The sequence below is a fragment of the Moraxella equi genome, from assembly GCF_002027555.1.
GTDB lineage: Bacteria > Pseudomonadota > Gammaproteobacteria > Pseudomonadales > Moraxellaceae > Moraxella > Moraxella equi.
The window spans coordinates 1-16,932 of sequence record NZ_MXAP01000039.1; the positions used below are offsets into that span (position 1 = coordinate 1).

The 16,932-nt window shown below is 41.2% G+C and carries 16 protein-coding genes; 11 read left to right on the forward strand and 5 right to left on the reverse strand.

What is annotated here, in order from left to right; translation table 11 throughout:
• The first annotated feature begins 26 nt into the window (after window positions 1-26).
• The 6 genes from B5J93_RS03825 to queE all read left to right on the forward strand — a co-directional run bounded on the left by B5J93_RS03825 (window position 27) and on the right by queE (window position 4,150).
• On the forward strand, window positions 27-209 hold the full coding sequence (locus B5J93_RS03825; protein ID WP_079324752.1) for a hypothetical protein: 183 nt from the start codon (window positions 27-29) through the stop codon (window positions 207-209).
• A gap of 73 nt (window positions 210-282) precedes the next feature.
• Window positions 283-1,230 carry an alpha/beta fold hydrolase gene (locus tag B5J93_RS03830; RefSeq protein WP_079324754.1) on the forward strand — a complete coding sequence of 316 codons (948 nt, stop codon included), beginning with the start codon at window positions 283-285 and terminating at the stop codon, window positions 1,228-1,230.
• Between the two features lie 79 nt (window positions 1,231-1,309).
• On the forward strand, window positions 1,310-2,128 hold the full coding sequence (dapD, locus tag B5J93_RS03835; RefSeq protein WP_079324756.1) for a 2,3,4,5-tetrahydropyridine-2,6-dicarboxylate N-succinyltransferase: 819 nt from the start codon (window positions 1,310-1,312) through the stop codon (window positions 2,126-2,128).
• Between the two features lie 172 nt (window positions 2,129-2,300).
• Window positions 2,301-2,948 carry a hypothetical protein gene (locus tag B5J93_RS03840; protein ID WP_079324758.1) on the forward strand — a complete coding sequence of 216 codons (648 nt, stop codon included), beginning with the start codon at window positions 2,301-2,303 and terminating at the stop codon, window positions 2,946-2,948.
• 56 nt (window positions 2,949-3,004) lie between these two features.
• On the forward strand, window positions 3,005-3,214 hold the full coding sequence (locus B5J93_RS03845; RefSeq protein WP_079324760.1) for a hypothetical protein: 210 nt from the start codon (window positions 3,005-3,007) through the stop codon (window positions 3,212-3,214).
• Window positions 3,215-3,433: 219 nt separating this feature from the next.
• Window positions 3,434-4,150: a 7-carboxy-7-deazaguanine synthase QueE gene (queE, locus tag B5J93_RS03850; RefSeq protein WP_079324852.1), complete on the forward strand. Its 717-nt coding sequence runs from the start codon at window positions 3,434-3,436 to the stop codon at window positions 4,148-4,150.
• Between the two features lie 37 nt (window positions 4,151-4,187).
• Here the strand turns inward: queE and recJ are convergent, their stop codons facing one another.
• The gene (gene recJ, locus B5J93_RS03855) at window positions 4,188-5,882 is read right to left on the reverse strand and encodes a single-stranded-DNA-specific exonuclease RecJ (protein WP_079324854.1); all 1,695 of its coding nucleotides are present in this window, start codon (window positions 5,880-5,882) and stop codon (window positions 4,188-4,190) included.
• Between the two features lie 443 nt (window positions 5,883-6,325).
• On the opposite strand from recJ, the gene B5J93_RS03860 reads away from it, so the two are divergent.
• From B5J93_RS03860 to B5J93_RS03875, 4 genes are all read left to right on the forward strand, one after another.
• Window positions 6,326-6,814, forward strand: coding sequence for a hypothetical protein (locus tag B5J93_RS03860; protein WP_079324762.1), 489 nt, complete (start codon window positions 6,326-6,328; stop codon window positions 6,812-6,814).
• A 475-nt stretch (window positions 6,815-7,289) separates the two neighbouring features.
• Complete coding sequence (gene fdxA / locus B5J93_RS03865) at window positions 7,290-7,613, forward strand: ferredoxin FdxA (RefSeq protein WP_079324764.1); 324 nt, start codon at window positions 7,290-7,292, stop codon at window positions 7,611-7,613.
• A gap of 70 nt (window positions 7,614-7,683) precedes the next feature.
• On the forward strand, window positions 7,684-8,988 hold the full coding sequence (locus B5J93_RS03870; protein ID WP_420811397.1) for a lipid-A-disaccharide synthase: 1,305 nt from the start codon (window positions 7,684-7,686) through the stop codon (window positions 8,986-8,988).
• A gap of 198 nt (window positions 8,989-9,186) precedes the next feature.
• On the forward strand, window positions 9,187-9,921 hold the full coding sequence (locus B5J93_RS03875) for a TetR family transcriptional regulator (protein ID WP_079324768.1): 735 nt from the start codon (window positions 9,187-9,189) through the stop codon (window positions 9,919-9,921).
• Window positions 9,922-9,955: 34 nt separating this feature from the next.
• On the opposite strand, the gene B5J93_RS03880 is transcribed toward B5J93_RS03875, so the two are convergent.
• Window positions 9,956-10,213 carry a helix-turn-helix domain-containing protein gene (locus B5J93_RS03880; protein ID WP_079324770.1) on the reverse strand — a complete coding sequence of 86 codons (258 nt, stop codon included), beginning with the start codon at window positions 10,211-10,213 and terminating at the stop codon, window positions 9,956-9,958.
• Window positions 10,214-10,320: 107 nt separating this feature from the next.
• Between B5J93_RS03880 and B5J93_RS03885 the strand changes: the two genes are divergently transcribed.
• Window positions 10,321-10,773, forward strand: coding sequence for a DUF6636 domain-containing protein (locus B5J93_RS03885; protein WP_079324772.1), 453 nt, complete (start codon window positions 10,321-10,323; stop codon window positions 10,771-10,773).
• A 64-nt stretch (window positions 10,774-10,837) separates the two neighbouring features.
• Here the strand turns inward: B5J93_RS03885 and B5J93_RS03890 are convergent, their stop codons facing one another.
• From B5J93_RS03890 to B5J93_RS03900, 3 genes are read right to left on the reverse strand one after another with little or no spacing between them, the layout of a single operon-like run.
• Window positions 10,838-12,382: a pyridoxal phosphate-dependent decarboxylase family protein gene (locus B5J93_RS03890; RefSeq protein WP_079324773.1), complete on the reverse strand. Its 1,545-nt coding sequence runs from the start codon at window positions 12,380-12,382 to the stop codon at window positions 10,838-10,840.
• Between the two features lie 51 nt (window positions 12,383-12,433).
• Complete coding sequence (locus B5J93_RS03895) at window positions 12,434-15,067, reverse strand: restriction endonuclease (protein WP_079324775.1); 2,634 nt, start codon at window positions 15,065-15,067, stop codon at window positions 12,434-12,436.
• Between the two features lie 24 nt (window positions 15,068-15,091).
• Window positions 15,092-16,675, reverse strand: coding sequence for a site-specific DNA-methyltransferase (locus B5J93_RS03900; protein WP_079324856.1), 1,584 nt, complete (start codon window positions 16,673-16,675; stop codon window positions 15,092-15,094).
• Window positions 16,676-16,932 lie beyond the last annotated feature (257 nt).

Below are 16,932 nucleotides of genomic sequence, written 5' to 3' on the forward strand. Positions count from 1 at the left end.
TTATACCTTAAAAGGGGTATACAAGTATGGTGTATGATAAAAGAACAAGTGTACTGATTATCAAAACCCTACCTAATAATGCCGAATCTATCACAGAATTTATTCAAAAAACCGATAGAAAACTTAATATGGGCAATCATTCAAAAAATACCGATAATGAAATGCCAACTAATCCTGATGACAAAACAGACGATGAAAATACCGATTAACTTTAATAAGAATAATTTGGCATAATACCCCAAAATTTTGTATAATAGCAAAAAATAACACTTGTATGCCATTATGACTTCCAAAACCATTCTCTCATCAAACGGCATTCACCGCCTGCACCACGCTTTTTTTATCCCCAAAGGTGAGATTCGTGCCACACTCCTTATCGTGCATAGCATGAGCGAACACAGTGGACGATATGCTGATTTTGCCCAGTGTCTTACCAATCACGGCATTTTGGTGGCGACTTATGACCAGCTTGGACACGGACAGACGGTCAAGGACAAATACGAGCTTGGTTTTATTGACGAAAAACACCCCATCCAAGCCCTGTGCAAAGACGTGGTTATCATGGCGGACAAATTAAAAGACAAGGCACGCACGCTGACCGACCGACCCACCCCCCACTATATCATGGGGCATTCTATGGGGTCGTTTGTCGTGCGGACGGTGCTGACCCACCACGCCACGAGCTTTGACGGGGCGATTATTATGGGGACAGGCAACAGTTTTGGGATCATCAACCACTTTGCCCTGACCGCCCTTGGAGCGATGAATTATATCAACCCAAAACGCCCCAACACCCGCTTTGCCACGCTCCTAAATCATTACCTACTCTCCCAAATCCGCTCGCCCATCTCAGCATCGCCTTTTGCATGGCTCACCGAAAACATCGACAGTATCAAAGCCTTTGAAGCCGACCCTTTGTGCGGTTTTGCGTTTAGTAATAATGGCTTTGTCGCCTTGCAAGGTCTTATCAAAAAAGCGATCAATCCTGCATGGTACGCCCACACGCCCAAAGATTTTGGCATTTTACTTGTCAGTGGCAAGGACGACCCAGTCGGACGCATGGGGCAAGACATCGCCGATTTGCAAGACGAACTCATCAAACACGGCAAGAGCGTTACCGCCCAACTTTATCCCAATATGCGACACGAAATTTTGCACGAAATGGACAAAGACAAAGTCCATCAAGACATTTTGGGCTGGTTAAATCATCATATTGGCAAAATTGATTAAAACCATTGGAAATTTTGTGTTAAATCTGTGTTAAAATAGCCAGACCCCTTTAATTTCAATTTTATGATAGGAAAATTTTATGAACATTGAACAAATCATCGAACAAGCCTTTGAAAACCGTGCCAATTTTGGTGCGTCTGACTGCCCTGCCGAGATTCGCTCTGCGGTTAATGAAGTGCTTGCCAAGCTAGACAAGGGCGAGCTAAGAGTTGCCGAAAAGATTGATGGTGAGTGGGTGGTCAATCAATGGGTCAAAAAAGCGGTACTTTTATCCTTTAAAATCAATGATAACAAGCCGATTGAGTCGTGCGATTTACGCTTTTATGACAAAGTGGACACCAAATTTACCGATTGGTCGGAAGAAGATTTCAAAAACGCTGGCGTACGCATTGTGCCCCCTGCGGTCGCTCGCAAAGGTTCGTTTATCGGCAAAAATGTGATTTTGATGCCAAGCTATGTCAATATCGGGGCGTTTGTGGACGAAGGCACGATGGTGGACACTTGGGCAACTGTGGGTAGCTGCGCCCAAATCGGCAAAAATGTGCATTTGTCAGGTGGCGTGGGCATCGGTGGCGTGCTTGAACCACTCCAAGCCAATCCAACCATCATTGAAGACAACTGCTTTATCGGTGCCAGAAGTGAAATCGTGGAAGGCGTTATCGTAGAAGAAGGCTCGGTCATTTCAATGGGTGTGTACATCGGTCAATCCACCAAAATCTACGACCGTGAAACAGGCGAGATTCACTACGGACGTGTGCCAGCAGGTTCGGTTGTCGTACCGGGTAACTTGCCAAGCCCTTGCGGAAAATACAGCCTATACGCCGCCATTATCGTCAAAAAAGTAGATGCCCAAACTCGTGCTAAAACCTCTATCAATGACTTGTTAAGAGCGGACTGATTAAACTTTAATCCCTTGTTAAATATGGGTAATTGTGATAGACTGATAATCTATCGCAATTACCTTTTTATTTGGGGTGTTATCAGGAGGTTTTGTGTAATTTATTGAGAATTTAGCAAGTTGTTTAATAGATTTCGATTACTTAAGCTTAAACATATTGAAGTATTTTATTATGATATTTAAAAGCAAGTACTATCTCAAATTTCCTAACAATTTATTTGGGGATTTTGGTAAAAAAATCCTTATAGGTAAGAAAGGGTCAGTTATTGACAATGAAAAGATATATTCTATTATTGGAAATATAAATTTTTCTAAAGATGAAGATTTTTCTTTTTTGCCAAGCAAATTAGGTAGATTTTCAAAGTTTAATGCTGATGGCAAGGAGATTGTTAGGAGGGATTTGGAAAAAGTAAATGAAGTGGCTATGCGGTATTATACAAGATGGGCGTTTCATGGAAGAGATAATAGGGTGGAAGTGGAGGATTATTACTATATAACGTACAAGAAATATCCTAGAGATTACAAAGATGCTCCCAATGTGTTGGTTAGTTATACTCAAGGCTATTTTGTTTTAGAGTTAGATATTGATGATGACGAAGAATTTAATTTGCATAAATTAAATTTAATGCTTGAGCTGTTTGGTTCTGAATTGACCATATTGGATGTAAATAACGGTTTTTTGGTGGAGAAAGCAAAACCATTGCGGTGGGAAATTCTGCGAGCAGGTCGTTATACCAAAGAAGAGTTGTTAAGTAGGGTAAAACGCTCTTTGTCCAGTCAAAAAAGGACGTTGTTAAGAAAACTATTGAAAAGAGATTAGAAACAATATATTCTTATGAAAACCATGATGAAATTTATTGTGGTCTAGCAGGATATATGGGTTACATTGTTTTTATCTTTAGAAATAAGGGTATTGCGTTTTTGGAATGTGATAGAAAAAATAATGCAACTTATATTTTTGATGTGGATAACTGGGAGGAGTTATCTAAGAAGTCCAAGACTGAAATTTTGCGTGAAGATTTAGCAAAACAAAGAATTATTCACAACGAGCATTGGTTTAAGGAAGTGGACAGGTTATTGAAATAAGTTCATACATATTTTTAGGAGATGAAAAATATGTCTTTAAAATGAAAAGGTTGTTATTTGTAAATAGAAATAAGTCCAAATTCAGAGTTTGGTTTGGGCTTGTTTTTTTATTTTCACAATTTAAGAAATTTTGTTAAAATACACGCCTAATTTTATACCATTCCCCAATGGTGCGTGGTACGCACCTTACCAGCCAAAATTTAGCCAATTATGCCCACAATAATCAAAACCCAACTCAGAAACACCCAAATCCCCACCACCGACCCGTCCGCAGGGCTAAAACTTACCGAAATTTTTTATTCCTTGCAGGGCGAGGCTTTGGCAATGGGTTTGCCGACCATTTTTATTCGTCTGACAGGTTGTCCGCTTCGCTGTGTCTATTGCGATACGACTTATTCGTTTACAGGCGGTCAGCGTTGGGGACTTGATGCGATTTTGGAGCATATCAAACAATACCCTTGCAAACGCATTTGCCTAACAGGAGGTGAGCCACTTGCCCAGCCTAATGCCATTGCCTTGATGAAATTGTTATTAAAAAATGGCTATGAAATCTCGCTAGAAACCGCAGGGGCATTGTCGGTCAAGGACGTGCCAATAGCGGTGTCAAAGGTTATGGATTTAAAAAGTCCATCATCGGGCGAAGTGGATAAAAATCTGTGGGAAAATTTGGACTATCTAACCCCCCATGACCAAATCAAAATCGTCATCGCTGACCATGCCGATTATGATTGGGCAAAAGACGTTTTGCAAAAATACGAGCTTGACAAAAAATGTGGTGTGGTGTGGTTTTCGCCTATGTTTAATATAGACGAGCGTAAATCAGACGTGCCAAATCTGGCGGTAGAGCTTGCCGAGTGGATTTTGGCGGACGGTTTGCCCGTGCGTTTTCAATTACAACTGCACAAAATCATCTGGGCGGACGCTAAGGGCAAATAAAGCAAAAGCCGATAATCAATATCGGCTTTTATGCTATCTAATCAATCGCACACACTGCCAAATCCTTGATAATCAGCTGCAAACTCTGATTACCCTGCCACTCGTTAATGTCTAGGGTAAACAAAATATGCACCGCACTTGCCCGATAATCCCATTCGTCCACGTCATAATTAAACCAAATGGCATCTATCGGATACTGCACGCCATCGGCTCGCAACGTCAGCTTTAAATGTTTATCCTTTAAAATGCGAAAATTAACCACTTCAAAGACCCCATCAAAGGCAGGGGGCAAAAAGCCATTACCCCACACGCTGACATTTTTTAGGGCATGGACAAAGGCTAAGCTAAAATCAGGCGGGGTCAGCACGCCATCGGTGTACTTTAATTCACTAAACAGCTCATCATCAAAGCCATCCACCACTTTTAAAAATTCTGTCTTAAACCGCTCAAAATCCCGCTTATGAATGGTTAAGCCTGCCGCCATCGCATGACCGCCAAAGTGCAAAATCAGCTCAGGATTTGCCATCGCCACCGTCTCAATGGCATCACGGATATGCACACCTGCGATAGACCGCCCCGAGCCTTTGATTAGGTCATCATCGCCCACTTTGTCAGCATCGGCGGGGGCAAAGACAATGGTTGGACGGTACAACTGTTCTTTGATACGCCCTGCCACGATACCAATCACGCCTTGGTGCCAGTTGTCTTGATACAGACAAATGGCTTTGGCGACACATTTGGGCTTATCATCGGATTCACCAGATAAATGTAGCTCATCGATGATACTGCTGGCTTCATCACGCATTTGTATTTCTATGGCACGGCGTGAGTGATTAAGACGGTTCAGCTCTATCGCCAAACGGTGTGCTTCGCCAAAATCGTCGGTCAGCAGGCACTCCACCCCTGTTCGCATATCATCCATACGCCCTGCGGCGTTAATGCGTGGGGCAATGGCAAAACCAAAATCATCTGCCGTAATCTTACGCACGTCCCGCCCCGCCTGCTCCAAGAGTGCCAAAATCCCCACACAGCACCGCCCCTCTCGAATGGCGTTAAGCCCATGGGTTACCAAAATGCGGTTATTTTGGTCAAGATGACCGACATCCGCAATCGTCCCTAATGCCACAAGGTCAAGATATTTGGCGACTTGCGTGGTCGATTTGCCCATCTCACGACGGATTTTGGCGACACGTCCCATGACATAGAACGCCACGCCCACGCCCACGAGCCACTTACTACCAAACTCACAGCCGACTTGGTTGGGGTTGATGACCGCACTTGCCTTGGGCGAGCTACTGGTCGTCAAATGATGGTCGGTGATGACGACATCAATGTCCAGCTCGTCCGCTTTGGCAACGCCATCATGGCTCGATATCCCATTATCCACCGTGATGATGAGTTTGGGGTCAAATTCTTCTGCCCCATACTCCACGATTTGGGGGGTCAGCCCATAACCAAATTTAAAGCGGTCAGGCACCAAAAACTGCACATCTGCCCCCATCTCACGCAAACATCGCACCATGAGCGTGGTCGATGTCGCTCCATCACAGTCAAAATCGCCCACGATAAGTATGCGTTTGTTCTCATCAATGGCACGGCTAATGATGTCCGCTCCCACATCCAGCCCCAATAAATCACTCGCAGGCAGAAGCTTTGCCACAGACATGTCCATCTCATCAATACTGCCTATCTGCCGTGACACCAGCAGTCGCCCGAGTGTCTCACCAAACATCGCCGTCAGCTCATCAGACACATCGCCTTGATGACGTGGAGCAAGTGTCAGGTGCTTAGGGGTAAACCGCCCGACTTTATCAAAGGCACGCTCAAAGTCCTGCACACTCGTGTTGGTCAGGTGCGACAAATTGGCATTGGCAAACTTTTGCGTGCTTGTCACTTGGGCGGGTTTGGGCGGGTTTGGCGATGGGTGGCTATCAAAAGGACTGTCATCGTCTTGGTGATTTTGTGTACTCATTACTTACTCTCTTTTTCTTTTGCATTTATCTTTGTGGTTATTTTAGCACAGTTTTACCAAAAACTTGCCCTAACTTACCCCAAATCATTGCCCAAAATTTACAAGATGATACATTTTATTAGCAACTTTATTACAATGCCATCTGCATACTGTGGTATGATTTATCCATACTTTACATTTTACAAATCAATTTGGAGTAATTCATGAACCTTAGCGACCTTGGTAAAAGCAGCTTAATCGCCAAAAACGTAAACGGACTTAACCTAGAACAAATCCGCCGTGAATGTCAAGAGCTTGCCAAATCTCGTGCCAAAATCTCAGCAGGCGTCGCCATCGTCCCTGTGCCATTTTTGGACGTGGCGGTGGATGTTGGTATGCTCACTAAGCTACTCCCCCAAATCACTGAGCGTTTTGGTCTAGAAGACAAAGACACTGCCGAAGCTCGTGAGAAAAACATCAAAGACAAAGTGCTTGCCGTGGGCGGACTGGTCGCCACACGTGGTATCGTCAATAAAACCGTGCAAGGCTTTGGCGGGCGTATCATCGGCAAACAAGTCGCCAAATATGTACCCCTAGGCGGTCAGATTGTCGCAGGGACGATTGGTTATATGATTTTTAAAAAAATCACCTTTGACCACATCGAAGAATGCTACCGTGTGGCAAAATCCGCCCAGCAAGGCAAAGCGGTTTAATTTAAAAACTAAAAATAAAAGCAAGGTTTTCGCCTTGCTTTTTTGTGATGAAGATTTATAGGGCGTGCCTGCCCTTTATAACACTATTTACAATATAGAGATATTTTAGAAAAAACTAATCGCTTTTGCATGAAAAATGGCTAAATCTTGTTTTTCATTGCAAATACAAAAGGCGGGCACGCCCTAATAAAACTTGACAATCATCAATCATTCTCATTATTTATCAACCCTGCCTATTTTACCCATTGTAATAATAATCACTTTTACTGTTTACAACTTTTTGCTGTTTTTTAACAAAGATTTTCTATTTTGGCATAATAAATCATCAGCTTTGGTTTGAGAAAATTTGTTAAAAAGGATAAAATATACCCTGTTTTTTGGGCGTGATTTTTCATGCCTTACTCAAAATCAAGACAAATTTTGTCATTTTGTCAAGCCAATCCAACATCTACAATCCCAATAATAAGGTACCGCCATGACATTTGTAGTAACCGATAACTGCATTCTTTGCAAATACACCGACTGCGTTGAGGTTTGCCCTGTGGACTGTTTTTATGAAGGTCCAAACTTTTTGGTCATCAATCCTGATGAGTGCATTGACTGTGCTTTGTGCGAACCTGAATGCCCTGCCAACGCCATTTTCTCCGAAGATGAAGTGCCAGCAGGTCAAGAAGAATTTATCAAAATCAATGAAGAGCTCTCTGCCGAATGGGCGAACATCACCGAGAAAAAAGACGCCCTGCCCGACCATGAAAAATGGGACGGCGTAGCAGGCAAAATCCAGTATCTAGAACGCTAATTTTTTAAAATCAATCACAAACCCACGAGACATCATGACCCATACCATACCCCCCTTTGATTTATCCACCTTGCCCACCGACAAACCCCTAACCATTGGCATTGTCGCAGGGGAAGTGTCGGGCGATGCATTGGGGGCGGATTTTATGGCAAAGATGAACGCCATTTATCCAAGCATTCGCTGGGTTGGTGTGGGCGGTGAGCTGATGACCAAGGCGGGACTTGACTCACTCATCGACATGACTCGCCTATCGGTCATGGGCATCGGTGAGGTCGTCAAGCATTTGCCAGATTTATTGCTTGCCAAAAAAGAGATTTTAGATGAGTTTTTGTCCATTGGCATTGATATTTTTGTGGGCATTGACGCCCCTGATTTTAATTTACGCCTTGCCAAAAGTCTCAAACAAAAATCGGTCATCAAGCCCATTTTTTGTGTGCAATACGTCAGCCCAAGCGTGTGGGCATGGCGTGAAGGGCGAATTTTTGGCATCAAATCCGCCACCGATTTGGTGCTGTGTTTATTCCCTTTTGAAACGGCAGTCTATGACAAACATGGACACCCTGCGGTGTGCGTGGGACATCCCTTACTTGACAAGATACAGACTGATGAGCGGTCAGGGCGTGAGATTTATGATGAGTTTTTGAGCGATTATAGTCCGCTATTTCCTGAGCTTGCTCGCCTGCAACATAGCCCTGCTCGCCCCATTTGTGTGATGGCAGGTTCTCGCACCAGTGAGATTAACGCCATTTTGCCCTTGCTGATTGGGGCAATGGATAAGCTAGACAAGGCAGGCGACCACGCCTTTATCCTGCCTGTGGTGGGTCATGAACACGCCCATCTGGTCAAATCGCTCATCAAAGAGCAAGCAGGACATTTATTGGACAAATGCCACATCATCTTTACCCAAACTGCCAAAAATGTCGCCGATAACATTCATCACGCCAAAGATGACCAAGCAGGGCGACTGCCGACCACGCTCTCACTGTCTCAAAATGTGATGAACGCCTGTGAGCTGACCATCTTAGCATCAGGCACGGCAACCCTAGAAGCTCTGCTACTGCACCGCCCGATGGTCGTGGTATATAAAGTCAATGTCCTAACCTACACCATCGCCAAGCGACTGGTCAAAATCCCTTATGTCTCCTTGCCCAACATCCTAGCCTATAATCAAACAGGGCAGGCGGTCGTACCAGAGCTTATCCAAGATGACGCAAACGCCAACAACATCGCCCGTCATGCTTTGGACGCACTGGCAAATCCTAGCGAACAAATCGCCAAACTTACTCGCACCACCACTAGGCTTCGTGCCGACAGTCACCATGATGTTGCCGTTAGTGTACTTATGCACTTTTTTAATCAAAAAAATGTGTTATAATGTACGCCAACATCAAAAATTGTTTGGTAGATTTGATTGATATTCATTTAAATATCCATTCACACCAAAAGCCTTGCAATTTTTGAGATTTTTCTACATAATAAACAATAATTCACCAAAATCTACAAACTTTGGGATTTTGGTTGTTTTTATTTGTCTTTTACCATCATTTATCAATCAATACCCAAAAGGTGTCTTATGACCACGATCGACAAAACCAAAGAAGCCAAAGCCCTAACCCGTGAAGAGAAAAAACGCCAAACCCGTCAAGCCTTCTATAATGCCGTGCTTGACCTATGTATGATGGGGCAAGGGTTTAGCTCTATCAGCCTACGTCAGGTAACCCGTGAAGTAGGCGTGGTGCCGACCGCTTTTTATCGTCATTTTGATGACATGGAAGAGCTGGGCAAATCATTGGTAGAAGACGAGCTGGGTGATGCTCTATCAACCTTGCGTGAACATATGCAGTTTGGCAAAAAACGCACCTTTGAACGCCAAATCGCCAAAAGCGTGCAACTGTTTTTTAAAGCGGTGGACGCTCAGCCACGCTACTGGCAATTCATCGCCGCCGAGCGTTTTGGTGGTTCAGAAGCGGTTCGCCGTGCCATCAGCGAACAAATCAAAACCTTTGCCAAGGTCATGAGCGAAGACCTAGCCCTACAACCTGCCTTTGAACACGTCAGCCAAAGTGATCGTTATTTGCTTGCCGAGATTGGGGTAAACCTAAGTTTTTCATGGATTATCGACTGGCTAGATTTGACCTACACCCCCGAGCTTGAAGACGATGAAGAGGCCAAGCCTGTTGATAGCGATTTAGAACAAGCCAAAGAAGCCATGCTGTTGCATTGCACTCGCCAAATGCAAATGATTCTCTACGGTGCTTATAACTGGAAATCTACCGAAGAGACGGTATTAGATGAAGATGTAAAATAAACCAAGCCAAAAGCTGATAATTTAGACTTAATTATCAGCTTTTTTTGTATGCCAAAATCATCTGTGCTAACTCATCATCAGCAAAAAAATAAGCAGGCGGTACTTCTAAGACAGTGGCAATGTTGTTTAATGTGGTCAAATCAGGCAAATGCACACCTTTTTCATAACGATTGATGCGACTACTTGCCACAAATTCATCTAAGCCAATGGCGATACCTAACTGCTCTTGGGTAAGATTTTTAGCCTTACGAGCCACCTTAAAACGCCGTGTAAATATCTGTTGCAAACTCATAACTTTTACCCTAGATTAAAAAGTTATGAATTTCGTATATTTTACTTGATTTTTTACTACGAATATCGTAGTATTAGTCACGTTCTTTCCCATTAATAGGAGTTTTTATGAAAAAACTTATGCAGATTGCTTTGCTCAGTGGCGGTCTATTTTCAGCAATAACCGCTTTTGCTGGCTGGTCATCATTTAACTACGCAAACACCCATGATAAGGTTTTTGCCACGCCTAGTGGTAATATTGTCTGTGGCGGTGATAATATTGCCAGTTCTGGCAACGCCCTTACTTGCTACATTCAAAACGTTGCCAAAAAACCTGCAAAATGCAGTGAAGGCGTTGGATTGGAATTTACCTTAAACCAAACTGGCAAAGGCAAACTTCAATGCACCAATCATGAATTTGAGCCTGAGAACGAAGCAGAAGATGTTACAAAGATTATCCCTTATGGTTCGTCAATCAACGGCAACGGTTGGACTTGTACTAGCCAAACCACAGGCATGAGATGTGTGAATAAATCAGGACACGGTTTTCAGTTAAGTAGAAACAAACAAACCCTGTTTTAATTTTCCAAACAAAAAACCGATTAATTCACTTAATCGGTTTTTTGTCGTTTAATTCAATCAAAAATCAATCAATCGGCGGTGTATAAGTGCCATTTTTAATATCATCTTTGATACGCTCGGCTTCCGCCAATACCTGTGATAATAAGGCTTGCACATTTTCAAGTGTGGCGATTGGGCTTAATGTCGTCATCTTTAACGATTGTACATTTTGACGGCCATCAATCACACGAGTAACGCCAATGTTCGCTTCCCCTCGGGCAAACAGCTCGTCCGCCACGTTTTGATTTAGGCTATCAATAAGCTCATCAGGATAGCCATCTGGCACAACACGGAACAGCACGGACGCAAATTGTGGCTCAACCAAAAGCTCCAAGCCGTCCGTTGCACGGATATAATCCGCCACTTGACGAGTAAGTTTGACCCCATGGTCAATCATTGAGCCATATAGCTCCTCGCCCAATGCTTCCACCGTAAACCACAATTTTAACGCATCAAATCGGCGAGTGGTCTGCAAAGACTTTGACACCAAGTTTGGCACGCCATGCTCTTCGTCATAAGCGGAGTTGAGATACTCGGCTTCATAGTGCATAAAGCGATAATTTTGCTCATCTTTTAACAAGAACGCACCGCAAGAAATGCTTTGGAAATAATGCTTATGAAAATCCAGCGTAACCGAATCAGTCAGCTCAATGCCGTCTAACATAGAGCGGTAATCATTGGACAAGAGTAACGCCCCACCCCACGCCGCATCCACGTGTAGCCACGCTCCGAATTTGTCGCACAAGGTACGGATTGTCTTGATGTCGTCAATCGCTCCTGCGTCCGTTGTCCCTGCCGTTGCCACCACACACGCCACGATGTTGCCTTTGGCGTGCAAGTCCGCCATGATGTCGGCTAGGGCATTGGTATCCATTTGGGCGTTGTCATTGACAGGCACGGTAACCACCGATTGAAAGCCCATGCCCATCATCGCCATGTTTTTTTGTACGGAGAAATGGGCGTTTTCTGAGCAGATAACTTTGACTTTTTGCATGGCGTCCGCTGGAATGCCGTCTCTTTGTACGCTCCACTCTTTACCATCAGCGTTTTGATAGTTTTTGGCGATTGCCCAATCACGAGCCAAAAGCACGCCCATGAGATTTGACTGCGTACCACCTGACGTGAACACACCTGCCTGCCCTGCCCCATAGCCAACCTTTTGGCGCAACCAGTCAATGAGCTGAACTTCCATCAAAGAGCCTGCTGGCGACTGGTCCCATGAGTCCATTGATTGGTTGGTGGCGTTAATCAGCACTTCGGCAATCTGCGATGTTACCATGGTAGGACAATGCAAATGAGCGAGCGAATGGGGGTGATGAACTTTCAAACTTTTGTTTAAAAACAGCTCCACCAACCGCTCCAACGCCTTATCCACGCCCAAGCCGTCTTTGGCAGGGTTAAAGGCGATTTGTGAGCGTAGCTCTTTAATGCTACCGCCTGTGTACATTTTATCGTTTTTAAGCCATGCCGTTACCGCTTTGACAGCGTCCGTCATCGCACGTTCATAATCAGCGATTGACTGGCCATCATTGCAAAGTAGGGCTTGGCGGTGTTGTTCAAAAGTTGGCATGGCTACATCCTAAAAGTAAAAAAATGCTTTATTTTAGCATATTTGCATCATTTAATACACCTTATTATTTTCGGTCAATTCATTAACTTTTTGCACCACTTGATAGCCTACTTCATCATTTATTTCAAAAAATCGTTTGGCACACGCAATTCTAAATTGTTGCTCCCAGTCTAATTTATTGACAGCAACACCATCTTGTACCGATTTTTTGCCTGTATTTTTGGTCTCAGCAATAAAATAAACCTGCTCGCCATTTTTATTGATGACAACCGCCCAATCAGGATTATAATTACCGATTGGTGTTGGGATTTTAAACTTTTTGGGTAATTTAAAATAAAACGCCACTTGCTCATCATAATTCTCACAATCGGTTGCAAACTGATGCTCAGTGGTTGAATCCAAATCCAGCACGCCATTATAAATGGTTTTATCCATTTTATTCACATCAAAAGTGTATTGATTGGTATAAATTTGATAAGTCTCAAACAGATTTTGTTCATAGATTTCATCTAATTTTTGATAATAAATGCCGTTTTTCATCAAATCGTACAGTTCATTATTGATGATTTCTGCCACAATTTCAATAAAGCGTTGTGGGTTATTTTTAATCTCATCAATTCTGCCAGATTGCTTTAAAATCTCTACCAGGGTTTGACGAGTTAATCCCGTTTTATTTTGTAATGCCTTTAAAATATCAGGTATGGCAATTTTTTTGTCCAAATACTGGTAATCAGAATAAACCTCTTCTGCCTGTACACCCATTTCGCTATTTTGAATGAGTCGTGCTTTTTTAATTTCAATTTTTGGTTTGGCAATGACTGGCATTTTGTTTAATGCTTGGCTTGCCAATTTAATCAATTCATCACTATCAAATGTAACACGATATTTGGTTTTTTGGCGAACACGCTCCCAAATTTGTAAAAATAGTGGGTCGGTAAACGCATCAAAACGATAAGTTACCGTGCGTTCATTTTTAGCGTCTTTGATATTAGATTTTTCAAATTTAACACCACAATCATCAATATATTCATGCTGTAAACTGCTGGCAAATTGCTCATAACTTTCATTAGGAATCACGGTCAAAATATTAACCTGTTCATCATAAATTCGTTCGCCTTTTTGATTGACAGGTAAACGAAGTCCACGCCCAATTTCTTGGCGTTTTTTAATGGTAGATGTGGTTTCATTTAAAGTACAAATCTGAAAAACATTGGGATTATCCCAACCTTCTTTTAATGCCGAATGACTAAAAATAAATCGCACAGGCTCATCAAGCGACAATAACCGCTCTTTATCTTTCATAATCAATTCATAAGCATCATTATCATCTTTGGTTGTGCCGTTACTATTTTTGGCATTGCCTTTTTTGTCTTGGCTAAAATAGCCATTATGTACGCCACTTGCTGATTGTTTGGTTTCTGATTCATACAATTCTTCAAACCACTCATAAAATTTCCCCAATTCACCTTGGTCATTGGTGCGATAATTTTCCACTTTATCAATAAAAAATAGCGACAATACTTTAATGCCTAATGGATTTAACTGCTTTTCACGCTGCAGATGTGCTTTAATTGTGGCGTGAATTTGCTGTTTCATAATATCATCTTTAAGATAATCCAAATTTACGCCACGGGCAATTTCTATACCATTAGAAAATCTAACTATTTTGTTTTCTAAATCAATGCCTGTAACCATAAACCCTTGATAATTGGGATTTTGTTTTGATAGTTTATATAAATCATTATTTTTGTCATTGGTTGTTACAGTAACAACTTGTCTTTTTAATTGTTTTTCTCCATTAACATCAATAAGTATTTTGGCTTTTAATCCACCTTTATTAACGACTTCTTTTAATTCAATAAAAGCATTATTTTTATCCTGCGACACCACAGAATTGACAACAATTTGTTTTACCAAATTCTTTTCAAATGCTTGTACAGGATTTAGGCTATATACTTTATTGATAATTTCTTTATGCGTTGCCGAATATCCAATCGTAAATAATGGATTTAAATTATCAATGGCATTTTTGCGTTTATCACTGCTGATGTTTTGTGGTTCATCAATAATAATGATTGGGTTTGTTGCTTGAATCAACTCCATTAACACGCCATTTTCTCGCTGTTGATTGATGATATTACTTTCTTTTTCAAAAGATTGAATATTCATCACCAAAATTTCAATATTTGTACTTGTCGCAAAATGCTTTAATACATTGGTTTTTTGACCGCTATATTCGCCATAATGATAAATTGGCGAATTAAATTCATCTTTAAAATGGGCTTTTGTGCTATTTAAAGTTTGCAATACACCTTCACGAATGGCGACACTTGGCACAACAATGATAAATTTTCGCCAACCATAGCGTTGATAAAGCTCAAAAATAGTATTTAAATAAACAAAAGTTTTGCCCGTACCTGTTTCCATTTCTACGCTAAAATACAAATTATCCAATTTATCAGAAAATTTATCAGACAAAGAAAGCTGATTTTGCGTTTGGATATTTTTTAAATTATCAAAAATACCATCTTTGGATAATGATAATTCATTGGCAATCACACGCATACTGTCTTTATCCGACAAGCTAAAATCATCTTGATGATGTGTGATTTCGCCTTGAAATAAATCCACAATACTATCAATCGCTTGTTTTTGATAGGGTAAATGTTCATATTTGATTTGCATTTTTATTACTCCATTATCCACTTATTAAATACTTTCAAAATTTAGTCCAGCATCTTTAAATTGTAAAATTACATTGGATTTTTCGCTGTCATTTAAAAATGCTTTGTCCAATACAACGGTTTTGGCAGGTTTTTTGTCAATAATGGCGTTAAATTCATCTTGGGACAATGAATTTAGTACAATGGCGTACGATTTATTTTCACAACTTAGCCAATAAACGCCGCTATCAAATTTAACATCCGCCGTTAATTTTAATCCCATCTTTAATAGCAATTCATAGACAATATCTATCTCATTGGCATTGTCTTTTAAGGGGTTAATATACATTTCTAATTGCTTGGCAATATCGTCATCGTCAATTTGCCACACCTTAAAATTACTATCACTTAATTTAAATACCTTAAATCCTGTATCTAGCATTTTATCAGGATTTTCGGCTTTGATTTTTGCCCCTGCACGGCGAATGCGTTCTTTGGAAATATCGCTAATGGTTTTAAATCCAGCTTTATAGGCTTCGCTTTTTTCATCGGTTAATTCTGGTAATTGCGCCATTATAAATTGACGATTGCCGTTATCTTCTGCGTTTAATTGCATTACAGCGTGGGCGGTGGTTGCCGAACCTGCAAAAAAGTCTAGGATTAGATCGTCTTTTTTGGTTGTTAAAAATAGAATATTTTTAATTAATTTTACAGGTTTTGGTGTATCAAAATAACTTTCTCCATTAAATAATTTTCTTAATTCTTGGCTCGCTTCTTGGTTATGTCCAACATCATTATATTTCCAGATAGAAGTTGCTTTTAACCCGTCTTGAACTTCACTCAAAAATCGTTTAATTCTTGGAACATTTCCGCCATTTTCCCCAAACCATATACGATTATCAGCAACCATTTCTAAGAATTTACTTTCTGAAACTCGCCAACTTCTACCGCTTGGCGGATTATGTTTAGTACCATTTGGTGTGGTAATTGTATAAATACCGCTTGGCTGAACATCTTTTCTTAATAAATTATCAGAAGTCCAAACTCCACGCAGGTCATTATCATAATTTTTGTAGCGTGCATTCATTTCTTCCGTTCTTGGCAATAATGCAATATTTAAAAATTCTGCATTTTTTGCATAACATAAAATATGGTCGTGATTTTCGGAAAAATATTTAGCATCATTTTGCGGGCTAAATTTTTTCTCCCAAATAATATTAGAAATAAAATTCTCTCCCCCAAATATTTCATCACACAACAACTTTAATTGAGCTTGTTCATTATCATCAATACTGATAAATATCACGCCATCATCAGAAAGTAAAGTATGAGCCAAATGCAAACGGGGCAACATCATATTGAGCCAATTAGAATGATAATGCCCATTGTCTTTGCTGTTCTTTTTAAAGGATTTTAATAATTCGCCATTGATATTTCTATCGCCTGTGGCAATTTCATACTCTTTTTTGCTTTGGCTAAAATCATCGTGATAAATAAAGTCATTGCCCGTATTGTAAGGCGGGTCAATGTATATCATTTTGATTTTGCCCGCATAGGATTTTTGTAATATTTTTAGAGCTTCTAAATTATCACTTTCAATAAAAATATTTTGCGTGGTATCAAAATCCACGCTCTCGGCAGGACAAGGGGTTAATGTATTGTTTGTGGGGCGTTGTAGGGCTTGATAGGCGGTTGATTTGCCTACCCAATTTAAGCCGTAGCGTTCGTTTTGGGCAAGGTGGTCGCCCAGTAGGGTTTTGAGTTTTTCTAGGTCTAGGGTGTTTTCGAAAAATATTTCGGGGAGAATTTGGCGAAGTTTGGTTAATTTTTCACCAAAAAAGTCGGTATTATGGGCAGTCTTTAGGCTGTTGGTTGGTTGGTTGGTTG

Excerpts from the sequence above, each read along its gene's own strand:
- dapD (WP_079324756.1), top strand. The coding sequence starts at position 1,310 with ATGAACATTGAACAAATCATCGAACAAGCCTTTGAAAACCGTGCCAAT.
- recJ (WP_079324854.1), bottom strand. The coding sequence starts at position 5,882 with ATGTTTGGTGAGACACTCGGGCGACTGCTGGTGTCACGGCAGATAGGC.
- B5J93_RS03845 (WP_079324760.1), top strand. The coding sequence starts at position 3,005 with ATGGGTTACATTGTTTTTATCTTTAGAAATAAGGGTATTGCGTTTTTG.
- fdxA (WP_079324764.1), top strand. The coding sequence starts at position 7,290 with ATGACATTTGTAGTAACCGATAACTGCATTCTTTGCAAATACACCGAC.
- B5J93_RS03860 (WP_079324762.1), top strand. The coding sequence starts at position 6,326 with ATGAACCTTAGCGACCTTGGTAAAAGCAGCTTAATCGCCAAAAACGTA.
- B5J93_RS03895 (WP_079324775.1), bottom strand. The coding sequence starts at position 15,067 with ATGCAAATCAAATATGAACATTTACCCTATCAAAAACAAGCGATTGAT.
- B5J93_RS03840 (WP_079324758.1), top strand. The coding sequence starts at position 2,301 with ATGATATTTAAAAGCAAGTACTATCTCAAATTTCCTAACAATTTATTT.
- B5J93_RS03885 (WP_079324772.1), top strand. The coding sequence starts at position 10,321 with ATGAAAAAACTTATGCAGATTGCTTTGCTCAGTGGCGGTCTATTTTCA.
- B5J93_RS03825 (WP_079324752.1), top strand. The coding sequence starts at position 27 with ATGGTGTATGATAAAAGAACAAGTGTACTGATTATCAAAACCCTACCT.
- B5J93_RS03890 (WP_079324773.1), bottom strand. The coding sequence starts at position 12,382 with ATGCCAACTTTTGAACAACACCGCCAAGCCCTACTTTGCAATGATGGC.
- B5J93_RS03875 (WP_079324768.1), top strand. The coding sequence starts at position 9,187 with ATGACCACGATCGACAAAACCAAAGAAGCCAAAGCCCTAACCCGTGAA.
- B5J93_RS03830 (WP_079324754.1), top strand. The coding sequence starts at position 283 with ATGACTTCCAAAACCATTCTCTCATCAAACGGCATTCACCGCCTGCAC.
- B5J93_RS03880 (WP_079324770.1), bottom strand. The coding sequence starts at position 10,213 with ATGAGTTTGCAACAGATATTTACACGGCGTTTTAAGGTGGCTCGTAAG.